18 protein-coding genes are annotated in these 24,432 nt (G+C 66.1%); 1 reads left to right on the plus strand and 17 read right to left on the minus strand.

Features of this window, described 5'->3' with window-relative positions; translation table 11 throughout:
- Window positions 1-293: 293 nt before the first annotated feature.
- Window positions 294-1,781 carry an LCP family protein gene (locus B5D13_RS07750; RefSeq protein WP_180363892.1) on the plus strand — a complete coding sequence of 496 codons (1,488 nt, stop codon included), beginning with the start codon at window positions 294-296 and terminating at the stop codon, window positions 1,779-1,781.
- Between the two features lie 242 nt (window positions 1,782-2,023).
- On the opposite strand, the gene ychF is transcribed toward B5D13_RS07750, so the two are convergent.
- The 17 genes from ychF to glmS form a co-directional block, all read right to left on the minus strand.
- Window positions 2,024-3,085: a redox-regulated ATPase YchF gene (gene ychF, locus B5D13_RS07755; RefSeq protein ID WP_078687751.1), complete on the minus strand. Its 1,062-nt coding sequence runs from the start codon at window positions 3,083-3,085 to the stop codon at window positions 2,024-2,026.
- 54 nt (window positions 3,086-3,139) lie between these two features.
- Window positions 3,140-4,420 carry a 4Fe-4S dicluster domain-containing protein gene (locus B5D13_RS07760; protein ID WP_078687752.1) on the minus strand — a complete coding sequence of 427 codons (1,281 nt, stop codon included), beginning with the start codon at window positions 4,418-4,420 and terminating at the stop codon, window positions 3,140-3,142.
- A 223-nt stretch (window positions 4,421-4,643) separates the two neighbouring features.
- Window positions 4,644-6,281, minus strand: coding sequence for a chaperonin GroEL (gene groL / locus B5D13_RS07765; protein WP_078687753.1), 1,638 nt, complete (start codon window positions 6,279-6,281; stop codon window positions 4,644-4,646).
- Between the two features lie 70 nt (window positions 6,282-6,351).
- The gene (gene groES / locus B5D13_RS07770) at window positions 6,352-6,642 is read right to left on the minus strand and encodes a co-chaperone GroES (protein ID WP_078687754.1); all 291 of its coding nucleotides are present in this window, start codon (window positions 6,640-6,642) and stop codon (window positions 6,352-6,354) included.
- 203 nt (window positions 6,643-6,845) lie between these two features.
- Complete coding sequence (locus tag B5D13_RS07775) at window positions 6,846-8,774, minus strand: NAD(+) synthase (RefSeq protein ID WP_078687755.1); 1,929 nt, start codon at window positions 8,772-8,774, stop codon at window positions 6,846-6,848.
- 90 nt (window positions 8,775-8,864) lie between these two features.
- Window positions 8,865-10,487, minus strand: coding sequence for an amidohydrolase (locus B5D13_RS07780; protein ID WP_078687756.1), 1,623 nt, complete (start codon window positions 10,485-10,487; stop codon window positions 8,865-8,867).
- An 11-nt stretch (window positions 10,488-10,498) separates the two neighbouring features.
- On the minus strand, window positions 10,499-11,929 hold the full coding sequence (locus B5D13_RS07785) for a M20/M25/M40 family metallo-hydrolase (protein ID WP_078687757.1): 1,431 nt from the start codon (window positions 11,927-11,929) through the stop codon (window positions 10,499-10,501).
- Between the two features lie 10 nt (window positions 11,930-11,939).
- On the minus strand, window positions 11,940-12,716 hold the full coding sequence (locus B5D13_RS07790; protein ID WP_304528589.1) for an amino acid ABC transporter ATP-binding protein: 777 nt from the start codon (window positions 12,714-12,716) through the stop codon (window positions 11,940-11,942).
- Window positions 12,717-12,728: 12 nt separating this feature from the next.
- The gene (locus tag B5D13_RS07795; RefSeq protein ID WP_078687758.1) at window positions 12,729-14,033 is read right to left on the minus strand and encodes an amino acid ABC transporter permease; all 1,305 of its coding nucleotides are present in this window, start codon (window positions 14,031-14,033) and stop codon (window positions 12,729-12,731) included.
- A 107-nt stretch (window positions 14,034-14,140) separates the two neighbouring features.
- Window positions 14,141-15,097, minus strand: a complete 957-nt coding sequence (locus tag B5D13_RS07800) for a transporter substrate-binding domain-containing protein (protein WP_078687759.1) — start codon at window positions 15,095-15,097, stop codon at window positions 14,141-14,143.
- A gap of 282 nt (window positions 15,098-15,379) precedes the next feature.
- Window positions 15,380-17,842, minus strand: a complete 2,463-nt coding sequence (tsaD, locus tag B5D13_RS07805; RefSeq protein WP_090991487.1) for a tRNA (adenosine(37)-N6)-threonylcarbamoyltransferase complex transferase subunit TsaD — start codon at window positions 17,840-17,842, stop codon at window positions 15,380-15,382.
- A gap of 96 nt (window positions 17,843-17,938) precedes the next feature.
- Window positions 17,939-18,460: a tRNA (adenosine(37)-N6)-threonylcarbamoyltransferase complex ATPase subunit type 1 TsaE gene (tsaE, locus tag B5D13_RS07810; protein ID WP_078687761.1), complete on the minus strand. Its 522-nt coding sequence runs from the start codon at window positions 18,458-18,460 to the stop codon at window positions 17,939-17,941.
- Window positions 18,457-19,074 (minus strand): uracil-DNA glycosylase, encoded by a 618-nt coding sequence (locus tag B5D13_RS07815; RefSeq protein ID WP_078687762.1) that lies wholly within the window; start codon window positions 19,072-19,074, stop codon window positions 18,457-18,459. The genes tsaE and B5D13_RS07815 overlap by 4 nt, the downstream gene beginning before the upstream one ends.
- A 9-nt stretch (window positions 19,075-19,083) precedes the next feature.
- Window positions 19,084-20,244 (minus strand): alanine racemase, encoded by a 1,161-nt coding sequence (gene alr / locus B5D13_RS07820; RefSeq protein ID WP_078687763.1) that lies wholly within the window; start codon window positions 20,242-20,244, stop codon window positions 19,084-19,086.
- A 20-nt stretch (window positions 20,245-20,264) separates the two neighbouring features.
- On the minus strand, window positions 20,265-21,878 hold the full coding sequence (locus B5D13_RS07825; protein ID WP_078687764.1) for an NAD(P)H-hydrate dehydratase: 1,614 nt from the start codon (window positions 21,876-21,878) through the stop codon (window positions 20,265-20,267).
- Window positions 21,878-22,456: a holo-ACP synthase gene (acpS, locus tag B5D13_RS07830; RefSeq protein WP_078687765.1), complete on the minus strand. Its 579-nt coding sequence runs from the start codon at window positions 22,454-22,456 to the stop codon at window positions 21,878-21,880. The genes B5D13_RS07825 and acpS overlap by 1 nt, the downstream gene beginning before the upstream one ends.
- Window positions 22,457-22,465: 9 nt before the next feature.
- Window positions 22,466-24,313, minus strand: coding sequence for a glutamine--fructose-6-phosphate transaminase (isomerizing) (glmS, locus tag B5D13_RS07835; RefSeq protein ID WP_078687766.1), 1,848 nt, complete (start codon window positions 24,311-24,313; stop codon window positions 22,466-22,468).
- Window positions 24,314-24,432: the final 119 nt, after the last annotated feature.

Genomic DNA, 24,432 nt, shown 5'->3' on the forward strand with positions numbered 1-24,432 from the left:
GGGCGGCTCTCGCGAGAAGTACAGACATTCCCCGTCCCCACGGCACCCCTCCCCCGCAAAAACGGCCGCCGTGCGCCCCTTTCGCATCCAAATTGCATCCGTTGACATAGGCTCCTCCTATGGCGGCTCCCCTACCACGCCTTTCTGGGCCAAGATTTACTTGATTACCTTGTGCTTTATGTTCTTCGTGCGGTGACTGTACCGAGCGGCTAAACTTAGTTGGTTGTAATAGTTGCTACTACTGCGATTTCCGGCCAGGCGGCAGCGCGCCGCCCGAGCCATGAGGAGCAATTTTGGGAGCACACAGCAAGCACTCGCACATGTCCCACGAGGAGCAGATGGCCCGCTCCAACGCGACATTCGCATCGTCCAGCAGGTTCTCGAGCACCGATGACGCGTCCCAGTACTCTCGAACCAACGGACTCGCGCACTACACCGCCAAGCGCAGGCAGAACCGCCGCAAGCACCGCGTGCTGCGCACCATCGGCATCGCCGCGCTCGCCCTGCTGGTGAGCGGAACCGTGGCCGTCGCGGCGTTCATCGCGAACATCAACGGCAAGATTACCCGGGGCGTCGACAGCGACCTCCTCAACGTCCTGAGCGACACCAACAACTCCGAGCCGTTCTACATGCTCCTGCTGGGCATCGACAAGGACGAGGAGCGCGCCCAGAGCGCCGACTACGGCGAGAGCTACAGCAACTACCGCACCGACACGATCATCCTTGCGAGGGTCGACCCGACCCAAAAGAAGGTCACGCTTGTCTCGATTCCGCGCGACACCATGGTCGACATGGGCGCCAACGGCAAGCAGAAGATCAACTCCGCCTACTCCTACGGCGGCGCGGCGTACGCCACCCAGGTGGTCGAGCAGTTCGCCGGCATCAAGATCTCGCACTACGCCGAGATCGACATGGACGGCTTCGCCAAGGTCGTCGACTCCATCGGCGGCGTCGACGTCGACCTTCCCGTCGCCGTACAGGACCCCAACTACACCGGGCTCGACCTGCCCGCCGGCAAGCAGCACCTCGACGGCACGACCGCGGGCCTGCTGGGCCGTTGCCGCCACGGCTACGACCAGTACGGCGGCGGTGACTTCTACCGCGAGGCCAACCAGCGCATGCTCATCGGATCGGTCGTCGACAAGGTCATGGGCTCCGACCCGCTGACCATCGCCAACTCCATCTCGACCATGGCCGGCTACGTCAAGACCGACATGGACGTGGGCGCCATCGTCAGCCTGGCGACCCAGTTCACCGGCATCGACGTCAGCAACGACATCTACTCCGGCCAGTGCCCCACCATCTCGAAGTACGTCAACAACACGTGGTACGAGATCTGCGACACCGAGAAGTGGAAGGCCATCATGAAGCGCGTCGACAGCGGCCAGCCGCCCTACGACTCCTCCAGCGACGACTTCACCGCGGGCGTTGCTGGCTCCGTCGGCCAGAGCACCGTCGGCTCCAGCGATGGCTCCGGCTCTGGCGACTCCAGCTCGGTGACGCCAATCCACAACGGCAACGTCTCGGTCCTCAACGCATCCGGCGTCTCGGGCGTCGCCTCCAACGTCGCCAACAAGCTCAACGGCGCCGGCTTCACCGCCGCCGCCGACAACGCCGACAGCAACACGAAGACGACGAAGATCTACTACAACGGCGACAACCTGGCCAGGGCTATGGGCGTCGCAGAGAAGCTCGGCCTGGACGTCGAGCCCGTCAAGAACGACGGAAGCGTGAGCACCATCGTCGACGTCGTTGTCGTCATCGGCTCCGACTACTCCTAGTTCGGCATCTCAGGCTAGGCCCACAGGCGCGCCTCCCCTTGGGAGGCGCGCCTTTTGTGGCGCCAGACCAACCATGGTCTGTGGCCGACGCTTGCCCAGAACGTCTCTCTCCCCAAGACTCATAGGGGGTACGCACGATGGCACAGCCTAGAAAAAGGGGAGTCCCCGTAGGGACTCCCCTGGAAACGATCGGTTGCCCTGCGCCCACCCCCGTCACGGGGCAGGCCGCAGCGCGAGCGAGGCTAGACGTTGAAGCGGAAGACCATGACGTCACCGTCCTGGACGACGTAGTCCTTGCCCTCCATGCGCAGGCGACCGGCCTCCCTGGCGCCCTGCTCTCCCCCGAGCGTCACGTAGTCGTCGTAGCCGATGGTCTCGGCCTTGATGAAGCCACGCTCGAAGTCGGAGTGGATGACGCCTGCCGCCTCGGGGGCCTTGGCCCCAATGCGAACGGTCCAGGCACGGACCTCCTTGGGACCGGCCGTGAAGAAGGACTGCAGGCCCAGCAGACGGTAGGCGGCCCGTGCAAGCGTCTCGAGACCCGAGTGCTCGAGGCCCAGGGACTCCAGGTACTCAGCGGCCTCCTCGGCGTCGAGCTCGCTCAGCTCGGCCTCGACCTCTGCGCAGATGGGAATCGCCTTCTGGCCGTCGATGACCGGCTCGTCGTGCAGCTGGTCCTCGTCGCAGTTGGCCACGTAGAGAATCGGCTTCATCGTCAGCAGGAACAGGTCGTGCGCGGCCGCACGCTCGTCGTCGGTCATGTCGAGGGTCGCCGCGCGGTTGCCCTCGTTCAGCCAGTCCTGAAGGCGCTTGGCAATGTCCAGGCGCGGCTTCTGGTCCTTGTCGCGCTTGGCCTCCTTCTCGAGCTTGGGGATGGAGCGCTCGAGCGAGCCAAGGTCAGCCAGGATCAGCTCGGTCTGGATGGTGTCGGCGTCAGCCGTGGGGTCGACGCGGCCATCGACGTGGATGACGTCCGGGTCCTTGAAGAAGCGCACGACCTCGCAGATGGCATCGCAGTTGCGGATGTTGGCGAGGAACTGATTGCCAAGCCCCTCTCCGGCATTTGCGCCCTTGACCAGGCCCGCGATGTCCACGAACTCGACGGTGGCGGGAACGAGCTTCTCGGGGTTGACCATCTTGGCGAGCTCGTCGATGCGCTCGTCGGGAACGTCGACGATGCCCACGTTGGGGTCGATCGTGGCGAAGGGGTAGTTGGCGGCGAGGCCACCCTTCTTGGTGAGTGCGGTAAAGAGCGTGGACTTGCCCACGTTGGGGAGACCCACGATACCAATCGAAAGTGCCACTTCTTCATCTCCTGCTTGGTCATGCCGTCCGAGGGCGGCTATCGATACGGCTCGCTATTCGTCCGCAAGGCGCTCGAGGCCGTCAAGCACCTTGTTCAGCTGCTTCTTGCCCCGCTCCTTGGCCTCGGCGATCTTGGCGCGCTGCCTGGCGGCCGCGCGCTTCTTGCGCTCGGCCTCCTCGTCCACGACGACGAGGGCCGCGGGGTCGCAGGACACCATCGTAAGCGCCCCCTCCTCGCATGCGACGGCACAGGCGCCACAGTTGACACAATAAGCGGGTTCGACCGAGAAGCGCCCCTGCGCGTCGAGGTCGCAGGCGTGCTGCGGGCAGGCCTTGAGGCAGTCGCCGCACATGGTGCACAGCGACGCGTCGCAGGCGGGGACCTTCAGGTCGAGGCGCCTTGCCAGGCGCGGGTGCGCCTGGAGTGCGGTGAGGGTTGCCTTGCGGTTCTGGGTGAGGATGCGGCGCCTGTTTGCCTGGGTCTTCTCACCCACCGTACGCTCGAGCGAGCGCTGCATCTCGTAGATCTGGTTCGAGTGCCGCTTGATCTTGTTGGCGACCGCCGCGGCGCCCGCGAGCGCGGGATTGGACGCAGCCACCAGGGACTTGCCGGCATTGGCCATGCTTCCCATGAACTGGCTGCGCTTGTAGGCGCGCGTCTGCTCGTGGTTGAGGGCGGCCTCGTCCACCTCGAGCCCCACGGAGCGGCCGCTCCACTCCTCGGCCTGGCCGATCTGGTTGACGTAGCACTCCTCGCCGGTGGTGGTGCGGCACTTGTCGCAGATGCCGACGGGCAGGTACACGCTCAGGTTGTCGTACTCGGTCAGCAGGGAGAACCACAGCTCGGCCGACATGGCGCCGACGCACGGCAGGACGATCTCGTTGTCCTTGGGCAGCCGGTGAAGGCGTCCCATGGCTCGGGTGCAGGTGACGTAGCACTGCTCATAGGCGCTGGCCACGCGCGCGACCTTGTCGTAGAGCGCCTTGGCCATGATCTTCTGGACCAGGAACACCTCGGTCGGGCAGACCGAGGTGCACAGCCCGCACTTGCGGCAGGAGTCATCGACCTTGACCGACGAGCCCTCGATCGCGATGGCGCTCACCGGACACACGTCCAGACAGCGCGAGCAGGCGGCCTCGTCCCGAGCGGCGACCCGGACGCAGAAGAGCGAGTTCGCGCGGGGACGGCCCTTGTACTCGGAGGGGTCGAAGACCTTGACGTCCTCGGGGTTGGCCGCCAGCGTGCCGGCAATGTTGCCCAACGGATTGGAGACGGCCCTCCAGTCGCTCTGGATGTCGATCAGGTCATCAATCATGTCGCGATGCTCGGCCATGCATCTCCCCCTCACTCTTCACAAGTGTTGATTGTACCAGCACGAACGGCAACCGGGGTGCTCCTTCGCGCGCATCGCAGATTGAGCGCAGCAAGAAATCCCACGCCAGATGCGCCCAAGCATAAGAAGACCCCGGCCACGGGGAGAAGGACTTGACCTTCTCGCCCAGCACGGCCGGGGTCCGAATGCCTTATGGCTTGCCTACGCTCGGGGCGTGGTGGCCTTAGTACATGCCACCCTGGCCGCCCTGGGCAGCGGCGGCGGAGATGGCCTCCTCGATGCTGGTGTTCTTGGGCTCGTCAGAGACGGTTGCCTCGGTGATGAGGATGAGGGAGGCAACGGAGGCTGCGTTCTGGAGCGTGGTGCGGGTGACCTTGACGGGGTCGAGGACGCCCATCTCGATCATGTTGCCCCACTCGCCGTTGGCGGAGTTGAGGCCCTCGCCCTCGGGCAGGCCCTTGATCTTCTCGGCGACGACGGAGCCCTCGAAGCCAGCGTTCTGGGCGATGGTCTTGACGGGGGCAGAGAGTGCCTTGCGGATGATCTCGACGCCGATCAGCTCGTCGTTGTCAGAGGTCTCGACGGCATCGAGGCTCTTGGCGGCCTGCAGGAACGCGACGCCGCCGCCCGCGACGATGCCCTCCTCGACGGCAGCGCGCGTAGCCTGGAGCGCGTCCTCGATGCGGTGCTTGACCTCCTTGAGCTCGACCTCGGTCGCGGCGCCGACCTTGATGACGGCAACGCCGCCGGCCAGCTTGGCCTTGCGCTCCTGGAGCTTCTCGCGGTCGAAGTCGGAGTCGGTGTGCTCGATCTCGGAGTTGATCTGGTTGATGCGGTCCTCGATGGCCTCCTTGGCACCGGCGCCGTCGACGATCGTGGTGTTGTCCTTGGTGATCTTGACCGACTTGGCACGGCCGAGCATCTCGGCGGTGATGTCGGTGAGCTCGACGCCGAGCTCCTTCATCGCAGGCTGGCCACCGGTGAGGATGGCGATGTCCTCGAGCATGCGCTTGCGGCGGTCGCCATAGCCGGGAGCCTTGACGGCGGCGATGTTCAGGGTGCCGCGGAGCTTGTTGAGGATCAGGGTCGCGAGAGCCTCGCCGTCGACGTCCTCGGCGATGATGAGCAGCGGGGAGCCAGACTTCTGGATGGCCTCGAGAACCGGAAGGATGTCCTGGATGTTAGAGATCTTCTGATCGGTCATCAGGATGTAGGGGTTCTGGAGCTCGGCGGTCATCGTGTCGTTGTTGGTGGCGAAGTACGGGGAGATGTAGCCCTTGTCGAACTGCATGCCCTCGACGGTGTCGATGTCGATGCCGAAGGTCTGGGAGTCCTCGACCGTGATGACGCCGTCCTTGCCGACGACCTCCATGGCCTCGGCGATCTTCTTGCCGATCGCGGGGTCGCCAGCAGAGATGGTGCCGACGGAAGCGATCTGCTCAGAGGTCGAGACGTCACGGGCGGCGGACTTCATCTGCTCGACGGCGGCGCTGACGGCCTTGTCGACGCCACGACGGATGGCGATGGGGTTGGCGCCAGCGGCGACGTTGCGCAGGCCCTCGTTGACGATGACCTGGGCAAGCAGGGTCGCGGTGGTGGTGCCGTCACCGACGGTGTCGTTGGTCTTGGTGGCAACCTCCTTGACCAGCTGAGCGCCCATGTTCTCGACGGGGTCCTTGAGCTCGATCTCCTTGGCGACAGAGACGCCGTCGTTGGTGATCGTGGGAGCGCCGAAGGAGCGCTCGAGGGCAACGTAGCGACCCTTGGGGCCCATCGTGGTAGTAACGGCGTCAGCAAGCGTGTTCACGCCCTTGGCGAGCTTAGCGCGGGCGTCGGTGCCGAAAGCAATGTCCTTTGCCATGTTCTTGTTCCTCCAAATGAAAGTATCAGTGGGCGGGGCCAAGCCCCGGAAGCGTCAAAGGGACGCGAAGTTACTCGGTGATGATGGCGTAGATGTCATCCGCGCGAAGCAGCAGGAAATCCTCGCCGTCGAGCTTGACCTCGTTGCCGCCGAACTTGCCGTAGTAGACCTGGTCGCCAACCTGGACGTCAAGAGCGACGCGCTCGCCCTTCTCGTTCGTCTTGCCGGCGCCGACCGCGACGACCTCGCCGCGCTGCGGCTTCTCCTGTGCGCCGGAAGAGATGTAGAGACCGGTGGCAGTCTTCTCCTCCTTGGGAGCAGGCTTGACGAGGACGCGATCGCCCAAAGGCTTGAGAGTCATAGCTAACCTCCTAGAAACGCGCGCTGGGGCGCGTGACGCAGCGCAGGGCAACGCGGTGTTGCGCACCCCGCTTTTCCAACGTTGTGAATCATACCCAGAATGGAAGTCTTATACAACGATATTGAAAAAATCTTACATGCAACACTTAGATTTTCTCACCGACAAGAAGTAGGCTCTGAGCTGGTATTTTATTGCCCTTTGGCCTAGTTGAGTCCCTCAAGCTCCTTAAGCCACAGGGTCGCGCAGGCGTCCGAGGGCATACGGAGGTCGCCACGGGGAGAGACGGCCACCGAGCCGACCTTCGGCCCGTCCGGCAGGCAGCTGCGCTTGAACTGCTGCGCGAAGAACCTCCGATAGAAGGTCTTGAGCCACTTGAGCATGGTCGCGTCGTCGTAGCTCTCGCCCAGGGCGTAGCGCTCGAGGCGATACACCTTGCGCGGCCCGAAGCCGCGGCGCAGCACCTGGTAGAGCACGAAGTCGTGCAGCTCGTAGGGACCGACGAGGTCCTCGGTGCACTGGGCAATGGTGCCGTCCTGCTGGGCGGGCAGGAGCTCGGGCGAGACGGGCGTGTCGAGCACGTCCATGAGCACGTCGGCCAGCTCGCGCGAGCCGCAGGTGTCGGCCACATAGCGCACCAGGTGGCGCACGAGCGTCTTGGGGATGGACGCGTTGACGCCGTACATGCTCATGTGGTCGGCGTTGTAGGTCGCCCAGCCCAACGCGAGCTCCGAGAGGTCGCCGGTACCCACGACCAGGCCGCCCTCCTGGTTCGCGATGTCCATCAGAATCTGCGTGCGCTCGCGCGCCTGCGCGTTCTCGTACGTGACGGAGTGGTCGGACTCGTCGTGGCCTATGTCGGCAAAGTGCTGGCGCACGGACGCGGCTATCGAGACCTCGCGCAGCGTGGCGCCAAGGGCGTCGGCCATGACGGTTGCGTTGCCGTGCGTGCGCTCGGTGGTGCCGAAGCCCGGCATGGTGACGGCGATGATGCCCGAGCGGTCGAGACCGAGCAGGTCGAAGGCGCGAGCGGTTACCAGCAGGGCGAGCGTCGAGTCGAGGCCTCCCGAGACGCCGATCACCGCGGAGCCCGCATGCGTGTGCGACAGGCGCTTGGCCAGGCCATAGGACTGGATCGAGAGGACGTCCTCGCAGCGCTCGTTGCGGCGCCGGGCGCTCGCGGGCACGAACGGATGGGGGTCGACGCGACGCGACAGCCTGGTCTGCCCCACCTCAAGGGAGAAGGGCGTGACCTCGTAGCCCGCGGCCTCGGGCGACGGCGCGGCCTCGTACGTGGAGAGGCGCCTGCGCTCGGCCGCGAGCATGTCGACGTCGATCTCGCTCTGGGCCTGCGCGTGGCCGAAGGGCTCGCCCTCGGCCAACAGCGTCCCGTTCTCGGCAACCATGTCATGGGCCGAGAAGACGACGTCCTGCGTGGACTCCTCCCAGCCGGCGCTGGTGTAGACGTAGCCGCAGACCAGGCGGGCACTCTGCCCCACCACAAGGTCGCGGCGGTAGGACGCCTTGCCGACGATGGCATTGGAGGCCGAGAGGTTGCAGATCACCGTTGCGCCGGCGCGCGCATGCGCGATCGAGGGAGGCTCGCTCACCCACAGGTCCTCGCAGACCTCCGCCGCGACGACGAGGTTGGGCACGCTCTCGCACGAGAACAGCTGGCTCGTGCCGAAGGGGACGCCCTTCTCGCCCGCGAAGTCGACGTAGGAGACCTCCCGCGGCCCGCTCGCAAAGTGCCGGGCCTCGTAGAACTCGTTGTAGTTGGGGATGAACGTCTTGGGAACGATGCCCAGGACGCGGCCGCCCTTGAGCGCGACCGCGCAGTTGTAGAGCTTGTTCCCAGCGATCACCGGAGTCCCGACCAGAACCAGGACGTCCAGGGCGGCGACCCTCTGGGCAAGGCGGGCGACGCCCCTCTCGGCCGCGCGCAGCAGCTTGTCCTGCCAGAAGAGGTCCTCGCAGGTGTAGCCCGTCACGGCCAGCTCGGGCAGCACCACGATCTTGGCGCCGCCCTGCGCTGCGTCCGTCACCTCGTGCTCGCAGGCCTCGACGTTGAAGTCGACGTCCGCCACCCTCACGCGCGGGGTGCGAGCCGCGACGCTTACGAATCCGTCCTGCATTGGTCCTCCTTGGCCGTTGGGTTTCACACGATGGTACCCAAAACGTGCGGACGTCGTGTGGCGGGCAGGAAGGGCTTCCTGCCGCGCCCGCTATCGCTCCCAGGCCAGCACGCCGCCCACGTAGGTGGCCGTCGCGCGCACGTCCTGGATCTGCTCGGGGTCGGCCTGCATGAGGTCGCGGTCGAGCACGACGAAGTCGGCGAGCTTGCCCGGCTCGAGCGTGCCCAGGTCGGCCTCGCGGCCGGCCACACGGGCCGGGCCCCGCGTGTAGGCGTCGATGGCCTTGGCCATGCCGATGCGCTCCCGGGGAAGCCAGCCGCCCGCCGGCTGGTTGTCCCAGGGCTGCTCCCTGGTGACGGCGCAGCTCAGGACCTGCATGGCGCTGTTGGGGACGCAGGGGCTGTCCGTGCCGAAGGCCATGGTGACGCCCGCGCGCTCATAGCTCGCGAAGGGCCACATGAAGCCCGCGCGCTCCGCCCCCAGGTCGCGCTCGGGCTGCGTCACGTCGATCACGACGTGCTGCGGCTGCACCGAGGCCACCAGGTCGATGTCGGCCATGGCCCGCACGTCGTCCGGCGTCAGGTTCTCGACGTGCTCGATGGAGTTCATCCCCTGGCGAGGACGCCCGTACTTCTGGAGCGCCTCGCGGAAGATGTCGATGGCCACGGAAATCGCGCGGTCCCCGATGGTGTGGATGCGCGTCGCGATGCCCCGCTCCGCCGCGCCCAGGACATACTTGCGCATGACCTCGGGGTCCACGGTCGGGCGACCGCAGTCGCCCTCGAAGTAGGGGTTCGCGTAGGGCTTGTGCAGCCAGGCCGTGTGCGCGCTCGAGACGCCGTCGAAGAACTGCTTGGTGCCCGGAGCGCGCAGGAGGTCCCCGCCCAGGCGGGACTGCAGGCCCTCGATGCGATCGAAGTCGCCCACGTTCTGCGGGAACATGCTGACGCGCAGCGGCAGGCGACCCTGGGCGAGCAGCTCCTCGTAGATGTCATCGTTCACGTAGTCGGCGCCCGGCAGGGCCGAAAGCGCCATGTCGCACACGCTCGTGATTCCTTGCGACAGGCACCTCTGGAAGTAGTCCTCGTAGGCTCGCATGACGCCGGCTCGCGGCAGGCTCGCGAAGACCTTCGCGACGTAGACCATGCCGGCGGCCTCGCGAAGCACGCCCGTCAGGCGACCACCCTCGTCACGCGAGAACACGCCACCCCGGGGCGGCTCGGTCTCTTGCGTGATGCCCAACGTGCGCAGGCCCGCGCTATTGAGCCAGAGCGTGTGCAGGTCCCCGGAGTACATGGCCACCGGGCGGTCGGGAAAGGCCGCGTCAAGGGAGTCGCGCGTGGGCGGAGCTGCCGGCTCCCACAGGTCGGCACGCCAGCCCTGGCCCACCAGCCACCCGTCGCCGGGATGCGACCGCGCGAAGGCGCGCAGGTGCTCCACGCACTCGGCCTCGCTGTGCCCCGGGAAGGAGCACGCGAGGTCCGAGTCGAAGAGCGCCGTGTGGAACACGTGCTGGTGCGCGTCGTGGAAGCCGGGGCAGACGAATGCGTCGCCATAGTCGCGGACCGGGGCGTCGCCCGAAAGCGCCGCGGCCTCCTCGGGGCTGCAGATGGCTTTGATGCGCGAGCCCTCCATCACAAGCGCGGCTCGCTCGTCCGGCCTCCCCTCGCTCACATAGACGTGGTCGGCACAAACGACGCTGACATCGGCCATCGGTGGTCCCCCTAGAGCATCGTCTCCTGGATGAGACGAATGAAGAATCTGATTCCCTGCAGATACGCGCGTCTGGTGATGCGCTCGTCGGTCCCATGGACGCCGCGAGCGACCTCGTCGGCGTCGGCCACGAATGCCGAGAAGCGCATGCACGTGTCGCAGACGCGCTCATACATACTAGCGTCCGTCGCGCCCGATACGATGGCGGGAATCAGTGCGAGCGGCTCGTCGGTCTGGGGGTCCACGAAGTAGCGGCTTGCGACGTCCACGAGCTTCCGGAAGCCGTAGCCGTCGGAGCGCGACGTGGCGGACGGGTCGTTGGCCGCGTCGTTCAGCAGCTCGACCTCGACGGGAAGCCCCGCGACGTCCTCGCTCACGGCACGCAGGACGTCGGCGGTCGTCACGCCCGGAAGCAGGCGAAAGTTGATGGTGGCGCTCATGTCCTGCGGCATGACGTTCGCCTGTTGGGACCCGCCCTCGATCATCGTGGGCGCGCAGGTGGTGGTGACGAACGGGTACAGCTCGCGACGGCTCGCGAACTCGCGGGCGATGGCGTCGGCGTTTGCGTCAATCGCCGCGCGGCCGCCACGCACGAGCGACGCCAGGGGCTCGGCCGTAATGGTCGGCGCCAAGCACTCGAGCATGCGGCGGTTGATGTCGATGAGCTCGACGGGCCACTCCCGTCGGGAGATGCGGGCGATCGCCTCGGACAGCGTCGCCAGGGACGTCCCCCCAAACGGGTTGGACGAATGGCCACCGGCGCTGCGGACGGTCAGGCGGACGTCGGCATAGCCCTTCTCGCACAGATTGACGCGCATGCCAAAGCGGCCGGGGGCGCCGTAGATGCCGGTGTCGACGATGTTGTAGTCGCCCTCGTCAACCAGGTACTCGAAGCGAAGGCCGCGCTCCTCGAGCAGCCTTCCCATGGCGCGGGCTCCCGACTGGGCCATCTCCTCGTCCTGGCCGAAGCACAGCATGAGCGTGCGCCTGAAGCGCCAGTCATGGGCGAGCGCGTACTCAGTCGCCTCGAGCTCGCCCATCAGCTGGTCGGTCATGTCGAGGGCACCGCGGCCCCAGACGTAGGTGTCGTCCACGTGCCCCGAGAACGCATCGTGCTCCCAGTCGTCCTCCGTCCCCTCGACCACGGGAACGACATCCATATGCGCGATGAAGAGCGCGGGCAGAAGCGAGGGGTCTTCTCCGCTGATGGTGAGCATGAGCGAGTGGTCGACGTGCTCGACCGCAGCCCGCCCGAACGTAAGCGGGAACGATGCGCGAAGGTGCGCCTCGAGCTCGTCAAACGTCGACCAGTCCGTCGTGTCGCGCGTGGGTCCGTCAACGGTCTTGATCGAGAGGGCGCGCCCCAGTCGGGCGCATGCCCCCTCCTCGCTCATGTCGGAATAGTCATCCTCGTGCGAGAAGAACTTCCATACCTGTGCCATGCCCTGCCTCCTATGCGACTCCGGTGTCCTCGAGATAGCGAGAGAGGAACTCCCGGGTGCGCGGGTGCTCAGGACTCGTGAAGAGCTTGCTCGGGCTGCCTTGCTCGGCGATGACACCCTGGTCCATGAAGACGACCTTGTCCGAGACGTTCTTGGCGAAGTCCATCTCGTGCGTCACGACGACCATCGTCATGCCCTGGGCCGCAAGGTCGCGCATGACGTTGAGGACCTCGCCCACGATCTCGGGGTCGAGGGCGGAGGTCGGCTCGTCGAACAGCATGAGGTCGGGCTTCATGCAAAGCGCGCGGGCGATGGCGACGCGCTGCTTCTGGCCGCCCGAGAGCGAGGTCGAGGGGGCGCTCGCGAAGTCCAGAAGGCCGACCGCCTCGAGGTTGCGCTTGGCCTCGGCCTCGGCCTCGGCCTTGCCCATCTTCTTGAGGGTAATGGGCGCAAGGGTGCAGTTGTCCAGCACGTTGAGGTTGTTGAACAGGTTGAAGCTCTGGAAGACCATGCCGATCTTCTCGCGCAGGGCGTTCACGTCCACGTGCTCGGCGGCAAGGTCCTGGCCATGGAACCACACGTGCCCGGAGTCGGGCGTCTCGAGCAGGTTGATGCAGCGCAGCAGCGTCGACTTGCCCGAGCCCGAGGCGCCGATGATGGTGACGACCTCGCCCGGCATGACCTTGAAGTCGATGTTCTTCAGGACCTCGTGGGAGCCGAACGACTTGCGCAGGCCCTCGACGTGGATGATGGGCTCGGCGGAGCCGTTGTTGGAAGCGTTAGTCATTGTTCTTCTCCCCTACCTCTTGGACGACGGCTTCTTGCCGTGCGCGCCCTTGTGGTGCTCGTCCAGCTTGACCTTCCTGGGATCGGCCTTGCCGCCCGCCGTGCCGGCGGTGGACGTCACGTCGGACGTGCTCAGCACGGGGCCGGGGTCAGAGGCGTCGAGTCGGAGCGCAAGCATCGAGAGGAGCTTGCTGGCCACCATCGTGAGGATGAGGTAGCACAGGGTGGCAACGGCGTAGACCTCGAGCTGTCGGTAGTAGATGCCGGCGACCGTGGTCGTCGCGAACATGAGGTCGAACACGCCGATGACCGAGAGGACCGAGGAGTCCTTGATGTTGATGACGAGCTCGTTCGAGAGGGCGGGGACGGCGTTCTTGATGCCCTGCGGGAAGACGACCTTGGTCATCGCCTGCCACTGCGAGAGGCCCAGCGAGCGCGCGGCCTCGGTCTGGCCGTCGTCGACGGCCTCGATGCCGCCGCGCAGGACCTCCATCATGTAGGCGGTCGAGTTGAGCGAGATGGTGACCAGGCCCGCGACGAACGTGGACCAGATGGCGCCAATCTGCGACGCGGACATGCCGGTGCCGCGCAGGACCGCGAAGCCCGCGAAGTAGATGAGAAGGGACTGGACCATCATCGGCGTGCCGCGCACCACGGCAGAGTAGACGCGCGCGAAACCGACGCCCAGGACCTTAAAGAAACGGACGGCGTCGTTGTCCGGGCGATCGATCTGCTGGATGCGCAGGAAGACCAGGAGTATCGCCAGGAAGAAGGCGATGATGGTGCCGAAAAGGGCAAGCTCGATGGTCGTGAGGATGCCCTGAACGAAGATGTCCCTACCCTCGAAGACCATGTAGACGGCGCCGGGCAGGAAGCCCTGGGGGGTGGAGTCGGACGCGATGGCGGCACCAACGACCGAGGCGAACCCCATGACCGCACGGTCGACGAAGAGCACGCAGGTGATCGCGGCGACCACGTACGACGCGATGCGCTCGGCGCGGCGGGCGGCAGGACGCGCGAGTGGGGACGTGGTTGCATAGTCGCGCCACTTGACGAGCTTGTTGACCAGGGCGACGGCCGCCACGGCGAGGAACAGCGCGAGCGCGTAGTACAGGACCACCTCGACGGCATAGGACTGAGCGAGGAAGCTCATGTCGCTGCGCGGCTGCATGGAGAGCCACATGCCGACGAGCGCGATGGCGCTCGTTCCCAGGAATACGTAGCGATGATCGTTGAGCACAAAGCCGGCGAAGCCGTGCCTGTCGCCCCTTGACTGTGCGGGGAGGGAGGGGTCAGAGCCCTCGTGGTTGCTGCTCATTGCGTCGCAACCTCCTTTTTCGAGTTAACGGGAACGGCGCCCGCCCGCAAGACCCATGTCTCTCGGGCGCGCGCCGCAGTACGTGCGGTTGAGAGGAGAAGTGCTTCTTACTCGGGAGTGCGATCGACGCAGGCGTCGAAGATCTCCTGGCGCTTGTCGTCCGAGTAGGCGGCAATCGCGTCGTTGATCTTCTTCAGGACGGCGTCCTGTCCCTTCTTGATGCCAGCGTTGACGGGGACGGTCTCCTTGAAGCCCTTGCCCTCGTCAAACTGGACGGCGACGAGGTCGGGGTTGGCGCGCAGTAAGCTCTTGGTGCTCTCGGTGTTGAAGGTGATGGCGTCACATGTCCCCTGGTTGAGCTGGGAAATCATGTTGGGGACGGTCTCGACCGGCGTCAGGTGGTTGACCTCGGGAATGTCATCGATGACCTGGTCGAGGAGCGTGTCCTTCTGGCCCAGGACCGCGGCACCCTTGAAATCCTCAAGCGAGGTGGCGCTTGCGTAGGGAGAGCCCTTCTTGACGAGCAGCCCGAAGCCGCCGACGAAGTAGGGGTCGGAGAAGTCGATTGCCTGCTTGCGCTCTTCGGTCGCGGACATGCCGGCGCAGATGATGTCGATCTGGCCGTTGTTGAGCGAGTCGACCAGACCCGAGAAGGCCATCTTGATGGCAACGGGCTCCATGCCCAGCGCCTCGGCAATCACCTTGGCGAACTGCACGTCGTAGCCATCGGCGTAGGCACCGGAGACGTTGTCGACGGGAATGGTGGTGTCAGAAGACTCGGAGGTCTGCCAGTTGTAGGGCGCGTAGGCAACCTCCATGCCGACGCGAAGGGTCTTGCCGTCGCCCAGGGTGGCGGCAGACGAGTCGGAGGAGCTGTCAGAGGAATCGGACCCAGAGGCGCCAGGGGCCGCAGGGCCGCAGGCGCTCAGCAAAGAGGTGCCCGCTGCGGCGGCAGCGGTGACGCCAGAAAGCCTGAGGAAGCCACGACGCGAGAGCTTGTCCAGATGCTCGCTCTCTGAGACATTTTGCAGATGCTGGTTATGGGTAGGGTTGGCCTTGGTCATGGTGGTTCCTTCTTTCCTTCTGAAAACTGCCTAAAGTCCCCTTCCGTGCTCCGCAACCGGAGGGGACCTATTCCCCTCCCCCTTGCAACCTAATGCGAGAAAGTTACGTGCACGAGGTCAGAATACGACAGCTATCAAATTCGAAAGTGAAGTCCCCGTCCTTGGTAACACGAGTTTAACCAGCGATTATATCCCTCTTTACCATATGCAATAAAACAGTGCCGCGATGCGCCCAAGCATCGCGGCACCACCCGACAGCGAAAAGATTAATCCCGCCTGACCTTAGGATTGTGTAGGCCAGCCCCCTCCTATCAGTGGCGCCGCGGTAGAGCTCCAGGCACCCAGCTTTGCATTGGGATTTGCGTCGAGCGAAAGGTCGGCCATCACGCCGTCTCTATAATTTCGCAGGGCGACGACCGCGATCATGGCGCCGTTGTCTCCGCAGACGGACAGCGGCGGAACGCTCACCCTGACCCCCATGCGCCTGAAGCGCTTCTTGTACGCCTCGCGCAGCTGGGGGTTCGCAGCAACGCCGCCGCCCACGCAGAAGTCCGAGACGCCCGTCTGCAGGACGGCCTCCGCGGCCTTGGCAACCTGGACGTCGATGACCGCCGCCTCGAACGAGGCGGCGAGGTCCGGGAGGTTGATTGGCCTTCCGGCCTTGTTCTCGCCCTCGATGTAGGTGATGACGGCCGTCTTCAGGCCGGAGAGCGAGAAGCGGAAGTCATGGCTGTGCATCATGGCGCGGGGGAAGTGGATCGCCTTCTTGTTTCCGCGGGCGGCGAGCTTGGAGATGATGGGGCCGCCCGGGTAGCCCAGCCCCAAGGCCTTTGCGACCTTGTCGAAGGCCTCGCCCACCGCATCGTCGATGGTGGAGCCCAGGACCTCGTAGTCACCCCACTCCTTTACGTGGACCAGCATGGTGTTGCCGCCAGACACGAGGCTTGCGACAAAGGGCGGCTCGAGCTCGCGGTTGGCGAAGAGATTCGCCAGAAGGTGACCCTCGAGATGGTTCACGGCCACGAGCGGAAGGTCGGTTGCGGCGCAAACGCCCTTTGCGAAGGCGACGCCGACCACCAGCGCGCCCACGAGGCCGGGCCCCGCCGTCACGCCCACGGCAGAGAGGTCCGCGGGAGTCAGTGTGTCGCAGCCAAAGTGGGCGCCGGCCCGGGCGAGCGTCTCCTCGAAGACGCCGACAATGGCCTCGACGTGCTTGCGCGAGGCAATCTCGGGCACAACGCCGCCAAAGCGGGCGTGGAAGTCGATTGAGGTCGCGACGACATTCGCGCAGATGGTTCCATGCGAGTCGATGATGGCCATGGCGGTCTCGTCGCAGGACGACTCGACCGAGAGGATCAGGTCTCCCGCGGCATCCAGCGCGCGCAGGCACTCCTCGCTCCTCTTGCCCACCTCGATGGGCCACGGGCGCACCGAGGCGCTCGGCTCGACGCGCTCCCCCTGCAGACGCGATGCGTCGAGCGGCAGATCGACCGAGAGGATGAGTGCGTCCTCGCCCTGGCCGTAGTAGTTCGGACGCTTGCCCGTCCGTCGCATGCCAAGGCACTCGTACAGCGCGCGGCCCGCCGCGTTCTTCTCCTCCACCTCGAGTGAGGCAGTCTTGGCACCGAGCATCTGGGCGTCATAGGCAATGCGCGCGAACAGGCGCGACGCCAGCCCCTCGCGACGGCGCGCGGGACACACGACCACGTCTGTCACCTCGAAGTCATCCCCCGCGAGCATGCCGCCCGCGAAGCCGATGATCTCGCCGCGATCATGCGCGACCCACCAGGAGCGTCCCGGCTGGGAGAGGTCCTCGAAGAAGAGCTGGCGAGACCACGGCGTGTGCGCCGCGTCCTGGTAGACCTCGGCCTCGAGCTCCGCGACGGCCTCGAGGTCGTTCACGGTCATCGGCCTCAGCTGCGAGTGAATGCCCGCCAGCAGGTCGTCGACGCCCGTGGTCTGCACGCTGGCCGGCTCCGCCATGCCAAGGCGCCTGCGCTCGTTTTCCTCCGCGTCGGAAAGGCGCGTGTAGATGGGAAGCACCAGCGCGGGGTCGCCGTCGCCCAAATGGGCCTCGGGCGCGACGGCTGCGTGCAGCAGACCGGAGCCGGTGGGATGCCAGATGGCCTCGTCGGCAATGCGCGAGAAGCCCGCATCCTCGAACTTCGCGCGGTACTTCTTGAGGCCGTCACCCGATATCGTCAGGTCGCCCCCGTCGCCGCGGGCGGAGAGCTCCTCGACGAACGCGTCAGCCTTGAGGACGCGCTCGGACGCGAACCGTCGGTGCGCGCCATTGTCATCGAGCGCATAGTCGCCCGGATAGACCTCTCCGCGCATGGCGTCGCCCACCACCAGGAGCTTGCCGCGCACGCCAGCCTCCCACGCGGTCCAGGCGGCCGCGTCGAGCGTCGACGCCCCGTACAGGGGCTTGCCCAGACCACAGGCCAGCCCCTTTGCCGTGGCGATGCCGATGCGGACCCCCGTGAAGGAGCCGGGCCCCCTCCCCACCAGGACCGCGTCGACGTCCGCCATCGCAAGGCCGGCCTCCTCGAGCGCGGCGCGGCAGCTGTTGGCCAGCTCCTCGTTGGCATGACGACGGCACAGGTGGTCGCGCGTGGCCAGCGTCTTGCAGCTCGGGGCCGCGTCGCCACCCTCCCATGTGCCCACGGCGCAGGCGAGCATGTCGGTCGAGGTGTCTACGGCAAGGATGGTGCGGACGCTCATCTGGGGTGCTTCGGTACTCATGTGCGATTGTCTCTTTCGTAGGCCCGCGTCACAACGACGGGCAATTTGCGGGACGAGAAGCGCATGCACGCCATGGCCCTTACCCCGCCCTTCCGGTTAGTTCATCTGCTGGGCCTGCGCCTCGAGGGCGTCCAACAGCTCTTCTCCCCGCGCGTCGTGAGCGCGCAGGGAGATCAGGCGCGGCGGCTCCTCTCCCGGGGCTGCCTCGTCGTCGAGGCGCGTGACGAACACGTCGATGCGCTCTTCTCCGATGTCGTCAGAGAACTGCTCGCCCCACTCGATGACGCAAGGACCGTCTGAGCCCAGCACGTCGAAGAGGCCCGTGTCCTCAAGCTGCGAAGCGGAGTCCAGGCGGTACAGGTCGAAGTGGTAGAGGGGAAGGTCGCGGCCCTCGTAGACCATCTCGATGGTGAAGGTCGGGCTCGTGACGTCGCCGTCGACGCCCATGCCGCGTGCGATTCCCTTGGTGAGCTGGGTCTTCCCCGCCCCCAGGTCGCCCGTGAGGACGAGCACGTCGCCCTCCCGCAGGACACGGCCCAAGGCCTCGCCCACGGCTATCGTCTGCTCGGCCGAGGTCGAGCGGAACTCGCCCCTTCCGACCCTTGTCGCGACGCTCATTGTGCCTCCTCCTGCCTCGGGTTTTCCTTCAGCCAGTCACCCAGCATCGTCAGGTCTGCCTCGAGCAGCGGCGTCCACTCCTCGTGGTAGAGCGTCGCCGCCGGATGGAACGTGGGAATGACCTTGAAATGCCCGGTCTCGTACATCTTGCCGCGAAGCTGTGTCACTCCCCTATCGGTGCGCAAGACGAACTGCGTGGCGAAGTTGCCCAGGCACACGATCACGTCTGGCCAGATGCTGCGGATCTGCTCGCGCAGGAAGGGCGAGCAGGCCTTGATCTCCTCGGGACGTGGGTTGCGGTTCGAGGGCGGCCGGCACTTGATGACGTTCGCGATGTACACGTCCTCGCGCCTCAGCCCAGCCAAGCCCAAGAGCGAGTCAAGCCTCTTTCCGGCCTGGCCCACGAAGGGCTCGCCCTGGACGTCCTCGTTCTTGCCAGGCCCCTCGCCGACGAACATCACGCGAGCATGGGGGTTTCCCGTCCCGAACACGAGGTTGGTTCGCGTCTGGCCCAGGGGACAGAGCTGGCAGTTGCCCATGACGTCACGTATCTCTTGGAGCGCGACCTCACCCGGGCGCTGGTGCTCATGCCCGGGAATGTGCATGACACCCACAAGAACCTCCTAGACGAAGACCCTGTCAAGACGCTGCGAGAAGTTGCAGACGACCTCGTAGTTAATCGTGTTGCGACGCGCCGCCATCTCGTCGGCCGTGATCTCCTCGTCGCCGTCGCGACCGATGATGGTCACGACGTCGCCACGCTCGACCGAGCGGGCCGGGTGATAGGCGCGGATGCTGTTGACGTCCACGGCGAACATGAACTGGTCCATGCAGATACGTCCGACCTGGCGGGCACGGGTGCCGTTGCAGATGACATCCATGTTGTTGGAGAGGACGCGCGAGAGCCCGTCCGCGTAGCCCACGGGAACCGTGGCGATCTGGATGTTGGGCTTCGGCACGCGATAGGTCAGGCCGTAGCCGACGCCCTCGCCCACGGCCGGGTTGATGACGCGCGTCACGCGGGCGCGCACGCTCATGGCAGGCGTCAGCGCGATGCGAGGCGCGGTGGTCTCGGCAGCCTGAAGGCCGTAGAGGCCGATGCCCACGCGGCACATGTCATAGTGGAACTCGGGATGGAGCAGAGTGCCGGGGGTGTTGTCGCAGTGCACGAGCCCCGTCTCGAACCCCGCCTGGCGAAGTGCGCCCACCGTGTCGGCAAAGCGGCGCGCCTGCTGTTTGAAGTCCCAGTCGCCGATGACGTCGGCCGTCGCGAAGTGCGTGAATGTGCCCGCGCACTCCAGGCCGCGATGGAAGTCGATGCTGTGGCGGAATTCGACCGCGTCCTCGGGAAGCACGCCGATGCGCGTCATGCCCGTGTCCACCGCCAGGTGGTACTTGCCGACCTTGTCCAGGGCGACGGCGCGCTCGCCATAGGCATAGGCGAACTCCGTGGTGTAGATGGCCGGCATGATGTCGTAGGCCAGCAGGTCGTCAATGCCCTCGAGCGGCGACTCGTTGAGCATGAGGATGGGCTGGGTCACCCCGCCCTTTCTCAGCTCGATACCCTCGTCGACCGTGGCGACGGCAAACTGGTCCGCGCCCGCGGAGTGCATGGTCTTGGCGCACTCGACGGCACCGTGACCATAGGCGTCCGCCTTGACGGCGCACATCATCTTGGTGCCGCGCTCAATCTGCGCCTTGAAGGCCCTGGTGTTCTTGCGAATGGCGTTGAGGTCAACCTCGACCCATGCCCATCGGTTCTTGGGATACTTAACGGTCGGCATCGCTGCGTTTCCTCCAGTCGCTAATCCATATCCGTGGATTCGGGGAAGGCGATCTGCTCTTCGAGCGCGTCCTCGGCGAGTCCCAATGCATCAATAATGTCACGCGCCATCACGCCGTGAGAGCCAAAGCGCTCGGCCGCAATCGAACCGGCGTAGCCATGGACCTCGCAGGCGAGTGCGGAAAGAACGGGTAGGTCATCGTTGCCCACGTTGGAGCGGGCAAGAAATGCCGCGACCACGCCTCCCAGCACGTCCCCAGACCCGGCGGTGGCCAGGGCCGCGGGGCCTGGCTTGGGCAGGACGGCCGCGTCGACGCTCACACACGCGGTTGCGGAGCCCTTGGCGACGACCGTTATCTCGCTGCCGCCATCGGTCCAGACGATGCGCCTTGCGGCCTCCATCGCTGCGGTGAGGGACGCGGGAGGAACCTCCTGCTGCCCCACAAGCCTGCCGAGCTCGCGACGGTGCGGGGTCAGGATGAGCGGCTCGTTCCTGCGAAGCAGCTCGGGGAAGTCATCCAGCTTGTTGGACGTCAGGCGAGCCAGGCAGTTCAGGCCATCGGCATCGATGACCAGCGGGACCTCGCTCGAGATCAGCTTGGAGACCACGCCGACCGTGCCACCGCTCACGCGCATGCCGGGGCCAACCAGGGTCGCCGTGCGCTTGAGGGCGAGCTCGGCCACGATGTCCGCGGCCTCGGCCGAGAAGGTGCCGTCCGGGTCGGAGGGAAGCCCCATGACCGGAATCTCGGGCATCTGCGACTGCAGGATGGGGGCGACAGGCTCGGGAACGGCAAGGGTCACGTAGCCGGCGCCGGAGCGAGCGGCCGCCTGGGCGGCCAGGAGCGGGGCGCCCGGGAAGCGGAGGGAGCCTCCGACGACCAGCACCGACCCGCGCGTGAACTTGTCAACCGCATTGGAGGGCGGCGCGAGCACGTCGACATAGTCCTCGAGGTCGGCCCTCCAGGCGACGGGGTCCGCCTCGAGCACCAGACGCTCGGTCTGCTCGGCAAGCGGGGCGACGACGATGGTTCCGCAGGCGTCGCGGCCCATGTCCGCAAGCAGGCCGGGCTTGAGCACCAGCATGGTGACCGTCATGTCGGCGATGACGCACCTAGAAGACGCAAGACCCGTCTGGGCGGAAAGACCGCTGGGGACGTCGACGGCGATGACCGTGGCGCCCGACGCGTTGATGCACTCGATCCAGATGTCAAAGGGGGCGCGGGGGTCTCCGTGGAACCCGGTGCCCAGCATCGCGTCGACAACGACGTCAGTCGAGAGCAGCAGCTCCTCGACACGGCCCTTCGGCGGGGCGACGAGCATCTTCACGCCGGCCGACTGGGCGCTCTTTGCGACCACGCGGGCGAGGTCGCCCTGGATGTCATCGGGGGCGACCGGCGTGACCACCGTCACGTCGATGTCGCGCTTGCGAAGAGACTCGGCGGCAACCCAGCCGTCGCCACCGTTGTTGCCGAGGCCGCAAAAGACCGTGACCGAGGACACGTCGTCGGTGCGCATGACCTCGTTCGCGGCGGCGGTGCCCGCCCTGTGCATGAGCTCGGAGATGCTGACGCCCACCTCGGTCAGGCCGCTCTCCACACGCTTTACGTCCTCGACGTTAAGTACTGGCTGCATTATTCGTCACTCCCCCGAGCATCCGCAAAGGGTATCTGCTCCATCGCGGGTTCTTCTTCCCCGCGCTCTTCCCCGTCAAGTGTGTCCAAGATTCCGTCCTGAAGGCGCTCGAGCTCGTCAATCACCGAGCGGGCCCGCTTGAATGAGGCCTGGAGCTCCTTGAGGGGGTCCGTCGTCTCGTCCGCCTTGGGACGAACGTCGTCCGTCATCGCCACGGCGTTGGCCACGGCAACCTCGTGGGTGTGCGAGAGCGACAGCAGGACCTCCTGGACGCCCTGCTCCGCCGCCACCTCGGCGGCCCTTCCCGTCAGAACCGCGACGGGACGGCCCCGCGAGTCTCGCCCGACCGACACGTCACGCACCTTCACGCCCTGCGAGAAGCCCGTGCCCAACGCCTTGAGCGTCGCCTCGCGCGCCGCGAAACGGGCCGCATAGTGCTCGGTGGGACGCGCGGTCCCCTCGCAATAGATGCGCTCCTCTTCGGTGAACACCCTCTGGAGGAAGGAGGGATGGCGGCTGATCGCACGCTCCATCCTCTTGATCTCGAGCATGTCCACGCCCACGCCGGCTCGTGCCACGAATAACCCCTACTCAACCGTAACGGACTTAGCCAGGTTGCGCGGCTTGTCGACGTCGCAGCCACGGCTGCGGGCGACGTAGCGGGCAAGCAGCTGCAGGTGGACGATGGCCACCAGAGGAACGATCCACTCCTCGGGACAGGGCGGGATCCAGAGCGTGTGCTCGCAGAGCTTCGCGACGCGCTCGTCCCCGTCCGTCGCGACCGCGACGACCATGGCGCCGCGGGCGATGGACTCCTCGATGTTGGAGACCGTCTTGTCGTGAACGTGGTCCGCCGGGACGATGGCGACCACGGGGAAGCCGGGCTCGAGCAGGGCGATGGGGCCATGCTTCATCTCGCCTGCGGGGTATGCCTCGGCATGCAGGTAGCTAATCTCCTTCAGCTTAAGAGCGCCCTCGTATGCCGTCGTCGAGTTGACACCGCGGCCCAGGAACAGCGCGCTCTTGGCGTTGCGGAACACCTGGGCGGCCTGCTTGTCCTGCCAGCGGCGGCTGATGACCTCGCTCATGAGGCCAGGAACCTGCTCGAGGTTCGCGAAGTGGCCGCGCACGCTGTCGGAATCCATGGTGCCCTTGGCCTTTGCGATCCTCAGGGCAAGAAGCGCGGAGGCGACCATCTGCGCGGTGTAGGCCTTGGTCGAGGCGACGCAGACCTCGGGGCCCGCCTGGATGTACATCGTGCCGTCGCTCTCGCGGGCAGCGGAGGACCCCAGGACGTTGGTGATGGCGAAGACCTTGCAGCCCATGGCCCTCATGCGACGCGCCGCGGTAAGGGTGTCGGCGGTCTCGCCGGACTGAGTGATGATGACGCAGAGCGTGTGCTCGGTAACGAGCGGCTCCTTGTAGTTGAGCTCGGAGGCGTACTCGCAGAAGACCGGCACCTTGGCCCAGTCCTGAAGCAGCTCGCGAGCGATGAGGCTGACGTGATACGAGGTGCCGCACGCGACCATGTAGACGCGATCGATGGCCGCGAGCTCCTCCTCGGTCATATCGAGCTCGTCGAGCTCGATGCCGTGCTTGCCCAGGCGGTCCTTCAGCAGGCGCTCGATGGCCGCAGGCTGCTCGGAGATCTCCTTTGCCATGAAGTCGGAGTAGCCGCCCAGCGTGGCCGCCGAGGCGTCCCAGTCGATGTCGAGGGTCTTGGGGTGGTCGACGCGGTTGCCGTCTCGGTCCTCTACGACAATGCTGCCGTCCTCGTGGAGCACGGCGATGTCGTGGTCGTCAAGCTGGATGCAGTGCGACGTGACCCGGGCAAGCGGCATGACGTCGGAGGCGGCGTAGGCGCCGTCCTCGGTCGAGGCGACGACCAGGGGGGAGGCGTTCCTGGTCACCACGAGCTCGCCGGGGCAGTCCGCGCAGGTGACGGCAAGGGCCCACGACCCCTCGAGCCTGTCGCAGGCGTTGCGCACGGCAGCGGCCAGGTCGCCCTTCGCGGGTCCGTTCCAGGCGTCCTCCACCAGGTGCGCGACGACCTCGGTGTCCGTGTCGCTCTTAAAGCCGTGGCCCTCGGCCATGAGCTGGCGCTTGAGCTGCTCGTAGTTCTCGATGATGCCGTTATGGACGACGGCGATGCGACCGTCGCAGCTGGTGTGCGGGTGGGCGTTCTTGTCCGTCGGGGCGCCGTGGGTTGCCCAGCGCGTGTGCCCGATGCCGGTGGTGCCCACCAGGTTGGCAGCCTCGCAGCGCTCGCGCAGGGCGGCAACGCGGCCAGCGACCTTTACCAGGTGAAGGTTGTTGTCGGGAGAGAGCACGGCAACGCCCGCGGAGTCGTACCCGCGGTACTCGAGCGTCTGGAGACCATAGAGAAGGAAGTCCACCGCCTGCTTCTTGCCGGTGTAACCGACGACTCCGCACATGTTGTTACCTCCTGGGTTATCCCTGCCGCCCATAAGGCGGCAATGCATACTAGCTCTTCATTCTACCAGCGAGGTGTTATCGCTACGACAGCGCCACAAAAAGACATGCCACACGCGAG

The organism is Olsenella sp. KH1P3, from assembly GCF_900167315.1.
GTDB classification, from domain to species: Bacteria; Actinomycetota; Coriobacteriia; order Coriobacteriales; family Atopobiaceae; genus Olsenella_J; species Olsenella_J umbonata_A.